Genomic DNA, 15,093 nt, shown 5'->3' on the forward strand with positions numbered 1-15,093 from the left:
TGGCCTCAGCAATGCACAAAAATCTCAACTTGCCCACCAATTTTATTTTTGGGACTGAGCTTGGGTGAAATTGTCGCCACAGATGCGATCGCAAGCTTACTCACATCAGGACAGCCCGACAGCTGATCACAAACAACGTAAATGTTCCTAGACTGCCAATGCCAAACATCAAAGAGCGGAGTGCTGGAATATCCAAAAAGCAACTGAGTTGCTGGCAGCGGGCAATGATCTCCTGATTACACAGCGCGCTGGCTGCTGCGCCTATCAGGGCTCTCCTGCCTGGGTCAGCCGCATCCACATCGGCATCTGGGTGTTTGCCCCAGCCTCGATCCGCTCTAAGGCTGTCATCATCTCGACCTTGACATCAAATTTAGATTCCTGCTCAAGCGCCCGACGGAGCGATTCAACTGCCGAGTGATCGCCAATTTCGTTTAAGAACCGGGCAGCGCGCCAGCGTACTAGCTCAGAGGGATCGCTCAGGGCTGCAATCATGGTGGCCATGGCGCTAGGACTAGGATCGCCAATATCGCTCAGGGCATCACCTGCAGTCCGGCGGACGATGGGTGAGGGATCTTGCCGGGCGAGACGACAGAGGGGGGCAACCGCAGTCGTCAGGGCACTGGCCCCGAGTAGCGCTGCGGCCCAACGCCGGATTGTGCTTTTGTCATCATCGAGTACGGCCACCACTGCCGATACAGTCTCGGCAGTCACGTCTAGCTGCTGCAGTGCCTTAAGTCGACGTTTCCAGTCGGGGTGGTTTAACTCAGCGATGAGGGCTTGCTGTTGGTCCGTTTTGTCAGCAGGGGGGGCATCGGAACGATCTTCAACCGCCACGGCTTCAAGCTGGGTCAGTGCTTGGGAGTCAAGCAAACTATCGATTTCATCGGCCACCATCTGGGCCACAAGGTGGGGGTCCCCCGCTGGCGCTTGATAAGGCTCCCAGCGTCGCTCTATCACATAGTCAGCCCCAGTCGCACTAATGGTTCGCTGTAGCGCCTGAGCGAAACGGTCGGGTAGGGCAACGCGGGCCTGCTGCCCGTCAGCTGCGATCGCACGTACTTGCACTGGAATGCCCCGAAATACCTGAACGGCTACATCGAGTTGGCCCAAATTTGAGCTAGACGAGGGCGCACTCGAATTATCCTCAGTGGGATGCAGCGGCTGGGATAGCTGCGTGAGCAGCTTCGAATCAGCATGGTCTGCTACACCAATTAAAGCCGCCGCCTTGGCGAGAATCGGTTGCCAATCTGATCTGCCTTGGCGAGTGAGGGTAACGAAATCTTTGACCACGAAGACAGACTGAATCGCCTCAATTGCCAGCAGTTGCTGAACCCATTCAGGGGTATTGGGCGAGGGGTTACCTTTCTGGAAGGTCAGTGCTTTGTCGCTAATGGTCTCATCTAGATTGAGCTTGATGCAGTTAGGGCTAGGGGTGGTTTCGATAGAAAGCAATCGCATAGTCTAGGCGGTGTACAGATTTCAGCGATGCCTACAGTGAGTAGCTGGTTTAGCAGACTGCCGTAGATCTCAACGAGAGACACACAATTGATGTGCTCCCTTATTCTGTTATTCTGCCACTCACTCCCAATAAGAGGTAAGGAGAGTGTCATGGCTGACCCTGAATTTAGGGTGTATGTCTGTTCGGGCAGCATGCTGCTGGGATTGCCCCTGGAGCCATAGGGAATGGCAGCCGTAGTTTTATGCTGAAGCTGCTGACCGCTTATGGACTATTGATGCGTTATGGCCAATGCCCATCCCCCGTCACCGAGCCCAGAGCATAGCTATGTCGACTATGCCTACGACCAGCCCGGCAGCCCACCGGGAACCTTGCAAATCCGCGCCGATGCCCCGCCACCGCAGATTGTATTGATTGATTACAACGCCAAAACGGCTGTGCGACAGGTGATAGAGGCGCCGGAAGATTGCTCTCCCTATCTGGATACTCGCTCGGTGTCGTGGATCGATATTCAGGGGTTGGGGGATGAATCGATCTGGCGTCGCATCGCTCAGGTGTTTGAGTTGCATCCCATGATCCTGGAGGATGTGGTCAATGTGCCGCAGCGCCCCAAGGTAGAGGACCATGAGGATCAACTGGTGGTGGTGACCCACATGGTGATGGTGGTGCCGGACCAGGAGCGGTTTCTGCAGGAGCAGGTCAGTTTTGTGCTGGGGCCTAATTATCTGCTGACGGTGCAAGAAGAGCCCCGGTATGACTGCTTCGATCCCATTCGCGCTCGCATCCGTTACCGTAAGGGATCTCTGCGCCAACGCCAGGCCGATTACCTGTTCTATGCCCTGCTGGATGCCATTATCGATGGCTATTTCCCGGTGTTAGAGCTGTATGGGGAACGCCTGGAAGCCCTGGAGACCAAGGTGACCGATGCCCCACACACCAAGACGCTGGCGGAGATCCATCAGATCAAGCGAGAACTGTTGTCCCTACGGCGCTCGGTCTGGCCCCACCGGGATGCGATCGCAGCCCTGCTGCATAAAGACAATCCCCTGATATCGACGGACGTCAAGATCTACCTGCGGGATTGCTATGAGCACGTGGTGCAGGTATTAGACATGCTAGAAACCTATCGGGAGCTGGCCTCCAGCCTGATGGATGTCTACCTCTCGGCAGTCAGCAATCGCATGAACGAGGTGATGAAGACCCTGACGGTGATTTCCACCATCTTCATTCCCCTCACCTTCATCGCCGGTATCTACGGCATGAACTTCAACCCGACGGTGTCTCCCCTCAACATGCCGGAGTTGAACTGGTACTGGGGCTATCCCGCCGTCTGGCTGCTGATGCTGGCGGTAGCCTCGGGGCTGGTGGCCTTCTTCTGGCGCCGCGGCTGGTTCGAGAACTTTTCACCGGCAGACTCGTCTGCCAAGCCGTCTGGGTAATTATCACCTTCGCGTTTGCCGTCGATGCTAACTATCCGTCAGAGGACATTTGAAAACTCGGCTGAAAGCCTTGCAGGGCAAGGGTTTTAGAGCTTATGACTCTGTTGGCCAGAATCCAGTCTGGAGCAAGGTTGCAGGGTACTTGCCAAATATCCTCTCAGCGGGGTCGGCTGAGCCGCTATGCTGGTAGGCCTGTGCTTGGTGAATCGCTGTGACTGCTTCTCGGCCTTTAGTTGCCCTAGCAACGACTCCCACTGCCCTCAATACCCTGCTACCGGTCTGTGTTGCAGTCCAGGCAGAACTTTGGTTCCCGGCGAAATTAACCGCTTCAGTGCAGCACCCTGGCGGGGTAGTCCTGCGGGCTTACCAGGGACCGTTGCGGCAGATCTTAGCGTCCCTGTGGCCAGAGCGCCCCGGGTTTATCTTCGGATTGGCCACTGGGGCAGTGGTGCGGTTGATTGCCCCCCTATTGCAAGACAAGGCCACCGACCCGGCAGTGGTGGTGGTGGATGCCGCTGGGAAGTTTGTCATCAGCCTCTGCGGTGGGCATCAAGGGGGAGCCGATGGGCTAGCCCGAGAGGTGGCCCAATATCTGCAGGCCACGCCGGTACTGACTGGCGCCGCTAACCATCAAACCTTACCGGGCATCGATGTGCTGGGGCATCCCTTTGGCTGGCGACGGGGCCAGGGCGATTGGACGGGGTCAGTGCGACCATTGCCCAGGGCCAGCCGGTGGCCATCGTGCAGGAGGCGGGCACGGCGCTGTGGCAGCAGCATCTGCCTGCAGACCATCCGTTTCAGTGGCCAGATACAGATAGTTCCTCGGCTGCACCCCAGGCTCGGGTATGGATCAGTCCTCGGCAACGGCAGATGTCCCCCGGGGAAGGCCTGCCCCAAGGTCAGTGGCATCCGCGGGTGTTGTGGGTGGGGGTCGGTTGCGAACGGGGCACGGCCCAGGCCTTAATCGCCCAGGCCATCGAGCAGATCTGTGGGCACTATGGCCTGGCGGTAGATGCGATCGCAGGTCTCGCCAGCCTCGAGCTCAAGGCCGATGAACCGGGGCTGGTGGCCCTCTGCCAAGACCATCACTGGCCCCTGCAGCTATTTTCTTCAGCCCATCTCAGCACCATACAGGTGCCCCATCCCTCAGCAGTGGTGGCGCAGGCGGTGGGCACTCCCAGCGTGGCAGAAGCGGCGGCTCTGGCGGCGGCCCAAGCGTCGAGCGCACAAGCGACAACTCCTCCCTTGCTGGTGCCCAAGCAGGTGCGGCGGCAGCCAGGAGTATCGGGGGCAGTTACCCTCGCCATTGCCCAAGCCTCGCGTGAGTATACCGGGCGAGAGGGGCACCTGGCCCTAGTGGGCACTGGACCTGGCAGCTTAGATCAGCTCACCCCAGCTGCCAAGGGGGCCATTACCCGGGCCGATGTGGTCATCGGCTATGGCCTCTATGTGGATTTAATTCGGCCGCTGCTGCGACCGGGGCAGATCGTGGAAGCCCTGCCCATTAGCCAAGAGCGACAACGGGCACGGCGCGCCATTGAATTAGCTCGCTGGGGCCTATCGGTGGCAGTGGTCTCCTCCGGGGACTGTGGCATCTATGGCATGGCCGGGTTGGTGCTGGAGCACCTAGCACTCAGCGATTGGGATGGTCAGACCCCAGCTGTGGCTGTTTACCCTGGCATCACCGCCCTGCAAGCGGCGGCGGCTCGGGTGGGGGCGCCGTTAATGCACGACTTTTGCGCCATCAGCCTCAGCGATTTACTCACTCCCTTAGCGGTGATCGAGCAACGGCTTACGGCGGCGGCAACAGCCGACTTTGTGGTGGCCCTGTACAATCCCCAGTCCCAGCGACGCACCGAGCCCCTGGCCCTGGCCCATCGAATTTTTCTGGCCCACCGCCCCGGCAATACCCCGGTGGCCATCGTGCGGGCCGCCTATCGACCGCAGGAAACGGTTATCTGCACCACCCTGGATCAGCTGTTGGGGCATCCCATCGACATGGTGACGGTGGTCTTGATTGGCAACCGCACCAGTCGCCTACACCAAGGCTGGATGATCACCCCCCGGGGCTATCTCTGATCGCCGTATTCAATTGACGCCTCCAGCTCAGCAAGTCGCTGCAGCTGGCTTTGAGCTCGGCCTGGCCCAGGGAGCATTGTTCTGGGTGAGGTAGAGAGTGCGGGCGTAGTCTAATACGGTGCGGGCATCCTCGTACTGCTGCAGGCGGATGAAGGTCAGCCCAGCGCTGTAGTAGGCATTGGCATAGGTGGGGCGTAGGTCTGTGGCCTGGCGAAAGCTATCGAGGGCTGCCTGTAGCTGGCCCTGGTTAAAGAGGGCGACTCCAAGGTTGTAGTGGGCTTCGGGATATTGCTCCTGAAGACTCAGGGCTCGCCGGAAGGCGACCTCGGCTTCCCCGGGTTGTCCCTGGTTTAGATAAATCAACCCCACATGGTAAGACGGCTCCGGGGCATTTGGATTGCTCTGGATGGCCCGTTGCAAGGATGCGATCGCAGCCTCCGGATTGCCCCGGACTCGATGCACCAAACCCAGATTGTAATGGGCAATGCCCAGGTCTGGTTGAATCTCAATGGCCCGTTCCAAATAATCGGTGGCTTGCTCCAGATTATTGCCCTCGATCAGAGCTGCCCCCAAATTGGCATAGGCCATCGCCAATTGCGGATCGGCCTGAATCGCCTGCCAAAAGGCATCTGCCGCCGCTTGCAGTTGCCCCTGCTGCCGATAGGCCAGTCCCAAATTATAGTGGGCTGGGGCCAGAGTAGCATCCAGCTGCGCCGCCTGCCGAAAGGCTGCAATAGCTGCCTCAACCTGCCCTTGTTTGATCAGTTGCAGGCCCCGGTCCAATTCGGCCTCAGCCGCCGAGGAATTCCCTGCCGGAGTCTGATCCTGAGCCCACAGCGGCTGCGTCAACTGGGGAAAGTCGGCCCATCCCGCCAAGATGATACCGAGGACACCAATGATGACTCCCTTAGGGATAGCGCCTTGCTTAACCATTGCCCCATGCCCCCATCCGTTCAGTCGCCCCTTACCTTAGCACTGCCAGCACCAATGCCCCACTAGTCAGTCGATAGGCCGATTGTAACCAGGACCTGGAAGTTGGCATGCCGTTTAACTCTAAACGTTTGTAACGGATTTTCAGAATTCTCAGACACTTCTCAGGAGTAACTCATTATCGTATCAGAGGCCTCTTAAGAAATTTTGTAATATTAGTAACAGACGATAAGCTTAAGAAAGGAGCGTCTTCTATGAAACGCCTCGTTTACGCTCTACTGACAGCGGCCTTAGCCACAGCGGCCTTAGCTCCTGCAGCCGCCGCTGTAGATTGGGATAAACTGCGGCGAGAGAACCTAGACAAAGACCAAAATTCCCTCGATACCCTACGTACCGAACATCTGGAACTGAAGGTGGACTGGGATAAACTTCGCCGGGAAAACCTAGACAAAGACTAAAGGCTGACTCAGTCGCTTTGCGATAACCGCTGTATGATTTCACACCTTGCCCCCTGGCCCTGTGGTCAGGGGGCCTAACTATTAACACTGTGTGGACGTTAGCGCTGTCGAGGTCGATCCGCGCCTTTGATGGGGTTGCTTTGGAGCAGGTAGTAGGGGCGTTGGCGATCACGGCGATTTGCAGGTCATAAGCCCCAATCGGGGTGCCCTTGGTTTTGAACTCGGCGCGAATCTTGCCACAAATGGCGGCGGCGGTCCCATCAAAATGCTGGCGACAGTTTCATTATCACTCAATAGGCCAGGATAGAATGGAATCGCTTCGTCGATTTTCTACATCAGGGTGATGGTTTCTTTGGTCAATGCCAAGCGCTCGCAGCTTGCAGAGTGCTCAGTCTACTGTTGGCTGGGTCTGATGACGCTTCTGGAATCATTATCCAAAGGCATGCCATCAGAGGACATTTGGAAACTCGGCTGAAAGGCCTGAAAGGTAAGCATTTTAGAGTGTATGGCCCTGCTGGCCAGAAACCAGTCTGGAGAAAGGGTGCAGGGTACTTTCCAAACATCCTCTCAGCTGATGGTCGTCGTCAGGTGGCCAATATCGTCAGGGGCCAGATGATCATCGAGGACTTCTCCGTCGCGGAACCAGACAATGCGTCGGGCCAGACGAGCCACATCGGGCTCGTGGGTCACCATGACAACAGTCATGCCCTCCCTATTAAGCTGGGCGAAAATCTCCATCACCTCTTGGGTCGTCTGGGAGTCTAAGGCCCCAGTGGGTTCATCTGCTAGCAGCAATAGCGGTTGATTAACAATGGCCCGAGCGATAGCTACCCGCTGCTGTTGGCCCCCCGAGAGTTGGGTGGGTTTATTGTGGCGGCGCTGACCCAGCCCCACTTGGGCCAAGGCCGCTGCGGCTCGGTGCTGGCGTTCTGCCGTTGGCACACTGCCGTAGATCATGGGTAACTCCACATTCTCTTGGGCCGTCAGTTGCGGCAACAGATGAAATTGCTGAAAGACGAAACCAATATTGCGATTGCGAATGTGGGCCAGGGCATCATCGTCCAACTGGGCCACGGCCTGGCGGTCGAGATAATAGTCTCCGCTGGTGGGGCGATCGAGACAGCCGATGATGTTCATGGCGGTGGACTTGCCAGAACCAGATGGCCCCATGATGGCGCAGTATTCACCGGTATCGATGGTCAAGTTGACATGCCATAGGGCCCTGACCTCGGTATTACCGGTCCCATAAACCTTGCAGACATCCTGGAAGTGAATCAGAGGAGTGTTCATGGATCAGTTATGCGCTCCTGAGGGCCACGATGGGGTCTAGCTTGGCCGCCTGTCGAGCCGGCACGACACCAAAGAACAACCCGATACCGCCGGAAACGCTAACAGCTACGGTAATGGCCACCACCGAAATACCTGCCTGAAAAGGGGTGAGGGCGCTAATCACCACGATCCCGCCGACGCCAAGGCCAGTACCAATCACCCCGCCAGCCACCGACAAAATCATGGCCTCGATCAGAAACTGCACCAGAATATCTTGTTGGGAGGCTCCAATCGCCTTGCGCAGACCAATCTCTTGGGTGCGTTCCTGCACTGAGACCAGCATGATATTCATGATGCCGATGCCCCCCACCAGCAATGAGATACCGGCAATGGCGGCCAACATGATGGTCAGGGCGCCGGTAATGGTGCCGGCAATGTTGAGCAGGGTATTTTGGCTGTTGATGAAAAAGTCATCATCGCCACGGATATTGTGGCGCAGCCGCAGTAAGTTAGTGATTTGGAACTCGGCAGTATCCATGCTGTCTCGGTTTTTAGCCGATACCGCAATAAAGGAAACCTCAATGCCGTAGGGAGAGCGGCGACCGACGATGCGGCTGGCCTGGGTGGTAATGGGCATGAGCACGGCGTCGTCATAGTTGAGTCCCAGATTCGATCCTTTCTGGGCCATCACGCCAATTACCTCGAAGCTCACGCCCTTGACTCGAATCGACTGACCAATAGGAGATTGCTGATCAAACAGGCGGTCGGCTAAGTCTGCTCCCATCACCAGCACCTGGCTGCGGCGCTGTAAATCCAGATCGGAGATAAAGCGCCCCTGGGCCATGTCAAACCCGCGCACCTGCAGGAATTGTTCATTGCTGCCCACCACACTGGCGTTGGCACTGCGGTTGCGGTAAGTGATCAATTCTCGGGTATTAAACTCTGGAGCCACTCCGGCGACGGTAGGAACTTGATTGTCAATGGCGGTAGCATCGGCCACCACCAGGGTGCGGGGCACATCTAAGCCCCCCAGTTCTCGGGTTTCTCGGTTACCGGGGACGATGAACAGCACATTGGGTCCCAGGGTTTGCAATTGCTCGTTGACAAACCGCTGCGCCCCTTCGCCGATGCCCACCATGGCAATCACAGAGGCATTGCCAATCACAATCCCCAGCATGGTTAAGGCACTGCGGAGGCGGTGGGCGATCAGGGTTCGGGTCGCCATTTTCAGGCTTTCTTGAAGATCCATGGTTAATCGCGGCCAAAGGTCAAGCTTTCTATGGATTGTCCTGGAGGCAGATCGGTGAAGATGCGATCGCCAGGCTCTAGTCCCTCCAGGATCTGGATCTGCTCCCCAACTTGGGAGCCCAACGTGACGGGGCGAAACTCAATATCACCGCGCTCATCGGGTACCAGCACGCCGGTGCGGCCTTCCTGGGTGATGATCGCTACCGCAGGTACCACCAGCGCCTCCTCCAATTGCTCGCCGATGAAGGCCACGGTCACGTTCATATTCGATAGCAACTGCTCTTTACCGGTGAGCAATTCAATCCGCACTTGAAACAGGGTGACATTTTGGCGTTCGATGGCTTCTGGAGCAATCAACCGCACTCGCCCTCGAAATACTTCTTCTGGAAAGGCATCGGCTCGAATTTCTACGGCTTGCCCCGGTTGAATGGCACCAATGTCGGCCTCTGGGACCTCGGCTAGAATTTCAAGATCTTGGGCCAGGGCGACGATAGCGGTGGAGGTGGCAGAGGTGGCATCGGAAGCAGAAGTCGTAGGGGTGACGAAGGCTCCTTCGGTGGCAAACTTCTGGGTAATCACCCCAGCAAAAGGGGCTCGCACCAGGGTGTTTTCTAATTGCACCTGGGCTGCCTGTAATTGCGCCTGGGCTTGGGCCAAGCGAGCTCGAGCCTGGGCTTCTGCTTCCGGGGTGGGTTGCGTGCGCAGATCCTGTAATCGCTGCTCGGCTTCTTGTACCTGAGCCTGGGCCCGCTCATAGGCCGCCTGGGCACTTTGTTGCTCTTGCCTGGCTGTGTCCAAAGCCTCTAGGGAGATGGCACCGCGGGCCTGGAGCTGGCGGTTGCGTTCTAGCTGGGCATTGGCTAGATCGAGGCGGGCCTGGTTGTCCCGAAGTTGGGCCTGGGCAGCCTCTAGGGCGGCGCTGGCCTGGGCGATTTCCTGGGGTCGATTGCCATCGAGGACATCTTGCAGTTGGGCTTCGGCTTCGGCCACGGCGGCTTGGCGTTGGGCGATTTGGGCTTGCTCATCCTCGCTTTCCATGCGGGCAATCAATTGGCCTTGGTTGACCCGATCCCCTTGCTCTACATAGAGGGCCTGCAGGATGCCGGCATTTTTAGGACTAAGATTGACCGTCTGAATCGGTTGTACGGTCCCACTAGCCGTAATGCGGATGGTCAGGGGTTGCTCTGTCACCGGTTGTGTCAGGGCTTCAACGTCGTATTGGGGACCGCGATTGCGCCAGAACCAGAGAGCCGATCCAGAGATGATCACCGCGGCTGCTACCCCAATGCCCAGAACCCAGAGCCAGGGGCGACGAACTTTTCCAATCAGCGGTAAGTGCATAGGGAAGGGATCAACTCTTTTCCTATTGTGCGGAGATTGGATGGGAAAGTGCATCCCACTTTTGTAATGGTCAGCCGAGGGCAACCTGGTCCGCTTTCCTGGCCAGGGGGTGTTGACAGGTGCTCTCAAAGTTGGTCATGGCCGAGAAAGTTGTCATTCCCAAAATCCACCGGTAGGCTGATAACGGATTTGAGTAGGGCGAGCAGTTATGACGACAGAGGCCCCCATTGGTGTTGCGGTAGTCGGGACTGGGTTTGGGCAGAAGGTTCATATTCCAGGGTTGCAGGCCCATCACCGCACAAATGTAGTCGCGGTCTATCATCGCGATCTGGAGACGGCCCGTGCGATCGCACAGGAGTATCAGATTCCCCACGCTTGTCAGCGGGTCGAAGACATCGTCGCCCTGCCAGAGGTAGATGCCGTCACCATCGCCACCCCGCCCTTCCTGCATCATGCCATGGCCACCACTGCCCTCCAGGCCGGAAAGCATGTACTGCTAGAGAAACCCACCACCCTGTCAGTGGAGGAAGCACGGCAACTAGAGGCCCTGGCCCAGGAGCGCCAGCTGATGGCGGTGATGGACTTCGAATTTCGCTTTGTTCCCGCCTGGCAGCGGCTAGCTCAGCTCCTGGCCGAGGGCTATGTGGGTCAACCACGGCTGATCAAAATTGACTGGCTGGTGCCCGGTCGGGCTAATCCGCAGCGCCCCTGGAGTTGGTACGCCCGTCGGGACCAGGGGGGCGGTGCCCTAGGGGCCTTTGCCTCCCACAGTTTCGACTATATTGCCTGGTTGTTCGGTCCGGTGCGGCGCCTCAGTGCCCGCCTCAGCACGGCCATTCCTCAACGCCCGGACCCACAGACAGGGGAACCCAAGCCCGTGGATGCCGATGATACCTGCAGCCTCATCCTAGAGTTAGCCGACGGCACCCCCTGCCAAGTCGCCATTAGCTCGGTGACCTATGCCGGCCGAGGCCATTGGCTGGAGATCTATGGGGAGCGCGGCACCCTGGTACTGGGCAGCGATAACCTCAAGGACTATGTTCATGGCTTTAGGCTCTATGGCAGCCAGGAGGGCGCTCCGTTAGAGGAGCTGCCCATTCCAGACCAGCTGGCCTTTCCTAAGACTTACGCAGATGGTCGCATAGCCCCCTTCATTCGTGTAGTCAACCACTGGGTTAATTGCATCGATCAGGGCACCCTATCGGCCCCATCAATTCGCGACGGGGTCTATTCCCAGCTGCTAATGGATTTGACCCACCAGGCCGATGACTCCGGCACTTGGGTGGCAGTGCCGAATTAAGTCGTTCTGTCGTGGTAGTGGGCAGTGGGAGGATCTCAGATTGCATATTGAGTATCTGCAGTTCTATGTCGACGAAGCCATGGTTTGGCGTCAGTGGTTTGTGCAGCGGTTTGGCTACCAGTCCCTCGGCAGCCTGACTGACGCCGATCATCACAGCGAATTGCTGTGCTGGGGACGGGTGCGGGTGCTGCTAACGGCTCCCTTAAATTCCCTCAGTGCCGCGGCGGCCTACCTGAAGCGGCATCCCCCCGGCATCGTCGATGTGGCCTTTCGAGTCGAAGGGTTGGCGGCGTGGTTAGAGCGATTTCGTCGCCTAGGAGGGCGGCTCTGCCGCCCCTTGCAAACCTGGCAGCGCCAGGGAGCCTGTCTGCGCTGGTGCCAGATTCGCGGCTGGGGTTCCCTGTGCCACACTTTGATCGAGCGACACGGGACCACGCCGCCAGTACCCAATTGGCCCCAGATAGATGTGCCCAGCCCATCGTCGATGATCATCGACCATGCGGTCCTAAATGTGCCGGCCGGAGAACTCCCCCAAGCCGCCCGCTGGTACGAAACCATGTTGGGCTTTCAGTCCCAACAACGATTCGTCATCACCACCCCTCGCTCGGGCTTAGCCAGTGTCGTCTTGTCCCATCCCCAGGGGTCGGCTCAGTTTCCCATCAACGAACCCACCTCGGCTAATTCTCAGATCCAGGAGTTTCTAAATCACAACCGGGGGGCCGGGATTCAACACGTTGCCATCGAGACTCCCGATATTGTCCGTACTGTGGCCCAGCTGCGGCGGCAAGGGGTCAAGTTCTTAGAAGTGCCGTCGACTTACTATGAGCAGCTGCAACAGCGACCAGGCTTTCGACCTGAGCAGGCTGACTGGGATGCGATCGCACAACAGCAGATTCTAGTCGATTGGTTACCAGATATCCCCGAGGCCCTGCTACTGCAGACCTTTACCGAACCAATTTTCAGGGAACCCACCTGCTTTTTCGAGCTGATCGAACGCTGCCCCTACCGACAGAATCAGCGACTCTGCAAGACCCAGGGATTCGGGGAAGGCAACTTCCAGGCCCTGTTCGAGGCCATCGAACGGCAGCAGGCGCAGCGGGGCAGCCTCCAGTAGAACTACAACGCTGAGGGCTTCAACGCAGGAAACTACTGAACAGCCACAGCACCACAAAGGTCACCACTGCCGTGACCACATCTGAGGTAGCCCAGGCCCACTGCAGCCCCGACGCCGTTAACCCTTGGGCTAACGATAGGCCAACGGCAAAGCCAACGACCAGACCTGCCACCGTCAGCAACACCGAGCGCCAGAACTTATGTTCCTTACGGTTGAGGAAGTATATGGTGGCCCCCACGCCCAGAGCCAAAGCCAAAGAAGGCGTATAGAGCCCCAGTAAACACAGTACAGAGAAGGTGAACCCTGGCCACAGCACCTCATTGCGCTCTGGCGTATCCATCAGTTGAGTTAACCACTCAGGCCGAGTCGGCGGCGGAGTCGCAGGCTTCGATGGTAAAGGCTCCGCCGCCGATTCTGCGAAGCGAATCCGATCGGGCACTTTAATCTTCCCTTCCTGACGCAGGCGCAATCGCTCCATCAAGATGGCATCGTAGGCCGCCTCAATCGCTTCAATCCGCTTTCGATCATCGGCGCACTGTTCGATTAAGCGGTCGCGAGCCTCCTGAATATCCTCAAAGGAGGAGGACTCAGTTAACCCCAGCGTTTCATACGAGTTTTGTTCGTTCATCTAGAACCTCCGAGAGCCCCCAGACTATCCTACTGACAGGCTACCTTGATCAACCCTACTCTTGCCGGCCAGAAGACGGCCCATGATGGTCCCTAGCCACCAGTGTAACCATCCTCTGGCCAAACGAAAATGGGGCCCAATTCAGCCCTTGGTTGTCTAGATACTTTATCTAGGATCCACACCCAGTTAAATTCTCTAGTAAGCTATGGATGCAATCTATAACTTTTTCGCGGAACTTGATGAAAATCCTTGTAGTGAATGATTGAGCGATTATGATGGAGCCACTTTGTGTGTACAGTTGCGCTACCATCTTGTCGCATCGGTGTTCATCTCGCAGCAAAGGTTAAGACCATGGCTTCTGCCAAGATTCTCGTTGTTGATGACGATCCTGCCATTCGCAATCTGATCCATCGTTTTCTGGCCAAGCAAGATTATCACGTGGAGTCTGCAGAAGACGGTAAAGGGGCCCTGGCAATCTTCGAACAATTGAATCCAGATTTGGTGGTCCTTGACGTTAACCTACCCGATACCAACGGCTACGACCTCTGTGGTGAGATGCAGGCGCGTACCGGCGTGTTTGTGCTGATGCTGACCAGCCGCACCGATGAAGACGATAAAATTCGGGGATTCCACCAGGGGGCCGACGACTATCTGACCAAACCCTTTGGCCTGCGAGAGTTGGAAGTCAGAGTGGGGGCCATCCTGAAGCGGCAACGCCCGGTCACCGCTGCAGAGCAACAGTGTCTCACCTTCAATAGTCTGGCCATCGACCCGGTGCGCCGGGAAGTTACCCTGGATGACGAACTGGTTCCCCTCACGGCCTTAGAGTTTGACCTGCTACACTTTTTGGCTAGCCATCCTGGGCGAGTATGGCGGCGGGCCGAATTGATCCAGAAGGTGTGGGATTACGAGTATGTGGGCGACCAGCGAGTGGTGGATGTCCATGTCGGCCAAATCCGCAAGAAAATTGAAAAAGATACGACCCAACCTGCTCTGATTCAAACAGTACGGGGAGTAGGCTATAAATTTGAACCGCCATCAGGGCAATTGGCTGAACCCGAGGCCTAACTCAAGGAGGAACTCAGCTGAGGACACCCCAGTTAGAGACTTCTTCCCAGCCCAGCCCTTGTCTGACCAAGGTGGGTTCAGCCTCAGTTAAATCTAAGATGCTAGAGACCTGATACGTCAGCTCCTGGCCATTGTCGACGATCAGATCTACCTGCTTTTCTAAGTGGTCGAAGAGGCTGGCCTTAGAGAAGGTCGGCCGTTCGCTGCCATGGTCTAAGGGCATGAGCGACAGGGCTGAGGTGGAAATAATCGGAGTCTGCAAGCTTTCCAACAGAGCGTGGCAAATGGTGCTGTTAGGCACGCGAATACCGGTGGTGCGCCGCTTCGGACTCATGACCAGTTTGGGCACTTGCTTGGTAGCCGGGAGCAAGAAGGTATAGGGGCCCGGAATCAGATGGCGGATGATGCGATAGGCGGTGTCGCTGACAAAGGCATAATCGGCGATATTAGAGAGGGATGAACAGAGAAACGTGAGGGGTTTGTCGTTGGCCAGTTGTTTCAGCTGGCGCACCCGTTGGATGGCGGCTTTCACCGTGAGGCTGCAGCCGATGGCATAGACCGTATCGGTGGGATACAGCACGATGGCACCAACGTCTAGGGCATCCTTGACAGCTTGAATCTTGTGGGATTGGGGATTGTCGGGATGAATTTTGTAGACCGTAGCCATGGTTGATCTCCCAGTGATGAGTTCCAGCCGTCATCTCCCCATCTTAATAGTGGGGATGGTGGCAGGGCTGAGATGCAGGCGGTGAGGAATATTCAG

General features: G+C 57.3%; 12 protein-coding genes and 1 pseudogene. 6 read left to right on the forward strand and 7 right to left on the reverse strand.

Features of this window, described 5'->3' with window-relative positions:
- Nucleotides 1-264: 264 nt before the first annotated feature.
- Nucleotides 265-1,458 carry a virulence factor gene (locus XM38_RS14270; protein WP_088430212.1) on the reverse strand — a complete coding sequence of 398 codons (1,194 nt, stop codon included), beginning with the start codon at nucleotides 1,456-1,458 and terminating at the stop codon, nucleotides 265-267.
- Nucleotides 1,459-1,740: 282 nt separating this feature from the next.
- Between XM38_RS14270 and corA the strand changes: the two genes are divergently transcribed.
- On the forward strand, nucleotides 1,741-2,895 hold the full coding sequence (gene corA / locus XM38_RS14275) for a magnesium/cobalt transporter CorA (protein ID WP_088430214.1): 1,155 nt from the start codon (nucleotides 1,741-1,743) through the stop codon (nucleotides 2,893-2,895).
- Nucleotides 2,896-3,100: 205 nt separating this feature from the next.
- Nucleotides 3,101-4,974: pseudogene (gene cobJ, locus XM38_RS29020) on the forward strand (precorrin-3B C(17)-methyltransferase).
- Between the two features lie 27 nt (nucleotides 4,975-5,001).
- On the opposite strand, the gene XM38_RS14285 reads toward cobJ, so the two are convergent.
- Complete coding sequence (locus XM38_RS14285; protein WP_088430216.1) at nucleotides 5,002-5,907, reverse strand: tetratricopeptide repeat protein; 906 nt, start codon at nucleotides 5,905-5,907, stop codon at nucleotides 5,002-5,004.
- A gap of 251 nt (nucleotides 5,908-6,158) precedes the next feature.
- Here XM38_RS14285 and XM38_RS14290 point away from each other — a divergent pair, with 251 nt between their 5' ends.
- Entirely contained in the window at nucleotides 6,159-6,362 is a 204-nt protein-coding gene (locus XM38_RS14290) for a hypothetical protein (protein ID WP_080807794.1), read from the forward strand.
- A gap of 567 nt (nucleotides 6,363-6,929) precedes the next feature.
- Here the strand turns inward: XM38_RS14290 and XM38_RS14300 are convergent.
- Genes XM38_RS14300 through XM38_RS14310 form a run of 3 tightly spaced genes read right to left on the reverse strand, consistent with a single transcriptional unit; the run spans nucleotide 6,930 to nucleotide 10,220 of the window.
- Nucleotides 6,930-7,652, reverse strand: coding sequence for an ABC transporter ATP-binding protein (locus tag XM38_RS14300; RefSeq protein ID WP_080807792.1), 723 nt, complete (start codon nucleotides 7,650-7,652; stop codon nucleotides 6,930-6,932).
- A 7-nt stretch (nucleotides 7,653-7,659) separates the two neighbouring features.
- Nucleotides 7,660-8,880: an ABC transporter permease gene (locus tag XM38_RS14305; protein ID WP_080807789.1), complete on the reverse strand. Its 1,221-nt coding sequence runs from the start codon at nucleotides 8,878-8,880 to the stop codon at nucleotides 7,660-7,662.
- Between the two features lie 2 nt (nucleotides 8,881-8,882).
- A complete protein-coding gene (locus tag XM38_RS14310; RefSeq protein WP_080807786.1) occupies nucleotides 8,883-10,220 on the reverse strand; it encodes an efflux RND transporter periplasmic adaptor subunit in 1,338 nt (445 codons plus the stop codon).
- A 208-nt stretch (nucleotides 10,221-10,428) separates the two neighbouring features.
- On the opposite strand from XM38_RS14310, the gene XM38_RS14315 reads away from it, so the two are divergent.
- Nucleotides 10,429-11,520, forward strand: a complete 1,092-nt coding sequence (locus tag XM38_RS14315; protein ID WP_080807784.1) for a Gfo/Idh/MocA family protein — start codon at nucleotides 10,429-10,431, stop codon at nucleotides 11,518-11,520.
- Nucleotides 11,486-12,634 carry a 4-hydroxyphenylpyruvate dioxygenase gene (gene hppD / locus XM38_RS14320; RefSeq protein ID WP_256995636.1) on the forward strand — a complete coding sequence of 383 codons (1,149 nt, stop codon included), beginning with the start codon at nucleotides 11,486-11,488 and terminating at the stop codon, nucleotides 12,632-12,634. The genes XM38_RS14315 and hppD overlap by 35 nt, the downstream gene beginning before the upstream one ends.
- 19 nt (nucleotides 12,635-12,653) lie before the next feature.
- Here hppD and XM38_RS14325 read toward each other — a convergent pair whose 3' ends face one another.
- The gene (locus XM38_RS14325; protein WP_080807781.1) at nucleotides 12,654-13,262 is read right to left on the reverse strand and encodes a CPP1-like family protein; all 609 of its coding nucleotides are present in this window, start codon (nucleotides 13,260-13,262) and stop codon (nucleotides 12,654-12,656) included.
- 351 nt (nucleotides 13,263-13,613) lie between these two features.
- Here XM38_RS14325 and XM38_RS14330 point away from each other — a divergent pair, with 351 nt between their 5' ends.
- A complete protein-coding gene (locus XM38_RS14330; RefSeq protein ID WP_088430218.1) occupies nucleotides 13,614-14,330 on the forward strand; it encodes a response regulator transcription factor in 717 nt (238 codons plus the stop codon).
- A 13-nt stretch (nucleotides 14,331-14,343) separates the two neighbouring features.
- Here the strand turns inward: XM38_RS14330 and XM38_RS14335 are convergent, their stop codons facing one another.
- Nucleotides 14,344-14,997, reverse strand: a complete 654-nt coding sequence (locus XM38_RS14335; protein WP_080807775.1) for an L-threonylcarbamoyladenylate synthase — start codon at nucleotides 14,995-14,997, stop codon at nucleotides 14,344-14,346.
- Nucleotides 14,998-15,093 lie beyond the last annotated feature (96 nt).

This window comes from Halomicronema hongdechloris C2206 (assembly GCF_002075285.3).
GTDB classification, from domain to species: domain Bacteria; phylum Cyanobacteriota; class Cyanobacteriia; order Phormidesmidales; family Phormidesmidaceae; genus Halomicronema_B; species Halomicronema_B hongdechloris.

Bases quoted from the DNA above. Each gene is read 5' to 3' on its own strand.
- XM38_RS14335 (WP_080807775.1), bottom strand. From the start codon at position 14,997: ATGGCTACGGTCTACAAAATTCATCCCGACAATCCCCAATCCCACAAG.
- XM38_RS14290 (WP_080807794.1), top strand. From the start codon at position 6,159: ATGAAACGCCTCGTTTACGCTCTACTGACAGCGGCCTTAGCCACAGCG.
- XM38_RS14285 (WP_088430216.1), bottom strand. From the start codon at position 5,907: ATGGTTAAGCAAGGCGCTATCCCTAAGGGAGTCATCATTGGTGTCCTC.
- corA (WP_088430214.1), top strand. From the start codon at position 1,741: ATGGCCAATGCCCATCCCCCGTCACCGAGCCCAGAGCATAGCTATGTC.
- XM38_RS14310 (WP_080807786.1), bottom strand. From the start codon at position 10,220: ATGCACTTACCGCTGATTGGAAAAGTTCGTCGCCCCTGGCTCTGGGTT.
- XM38_RS14305 (WP_080807789.1), bottom strand. From the start codon at position 8,880: ATGGATCTTCAAGAAAGCCTGAAAATGGCGACCCGAACCCTGATCGCC.
- XM38_RS14270 (WP_088430212.1), bottom strand. From the start codon at position 1,458: ATGCGATTGCTTTCTATCGAAACCACCCCTAGCCCTAACTGCATCAAG.
- XM38_RS14325 (WP_080807781.1), bottom strand. From the start codon at position 13,262: ATGAACGAACAAAACTCGTATGAAACGCTGGGGTTAACTGAGTCCTCC.
- hppD (WP_256995636.1), top strand. From the start codon at position 11,486: ATGACTCCGGCACTTGGGTGGCAGTGCCGAATTAAGTCGTTCTGTCGT.
- XM38_RS14315 (WP_080807784.1), top strand. From the start codon at position 10,429: ATGACGACAGAGGCCCCCATTGGTGTTGCGGTAGTCGGGACTGGGTTT.
- XM38_RS14300 (WP_080807792.1), bottom strand. From the start codon at position 7,652: ATGAACACTCCTCTGATTCACTTCCAGGATGTCTGCAAGGTTTATGGG.
- XM38_RS14330 (WP_088430218.1), top strand. From the start codon at position 13,614: ATGGCTTCTGCCAAGATTCTCGTTGTTGATGACGATCCTGCCATTCGC.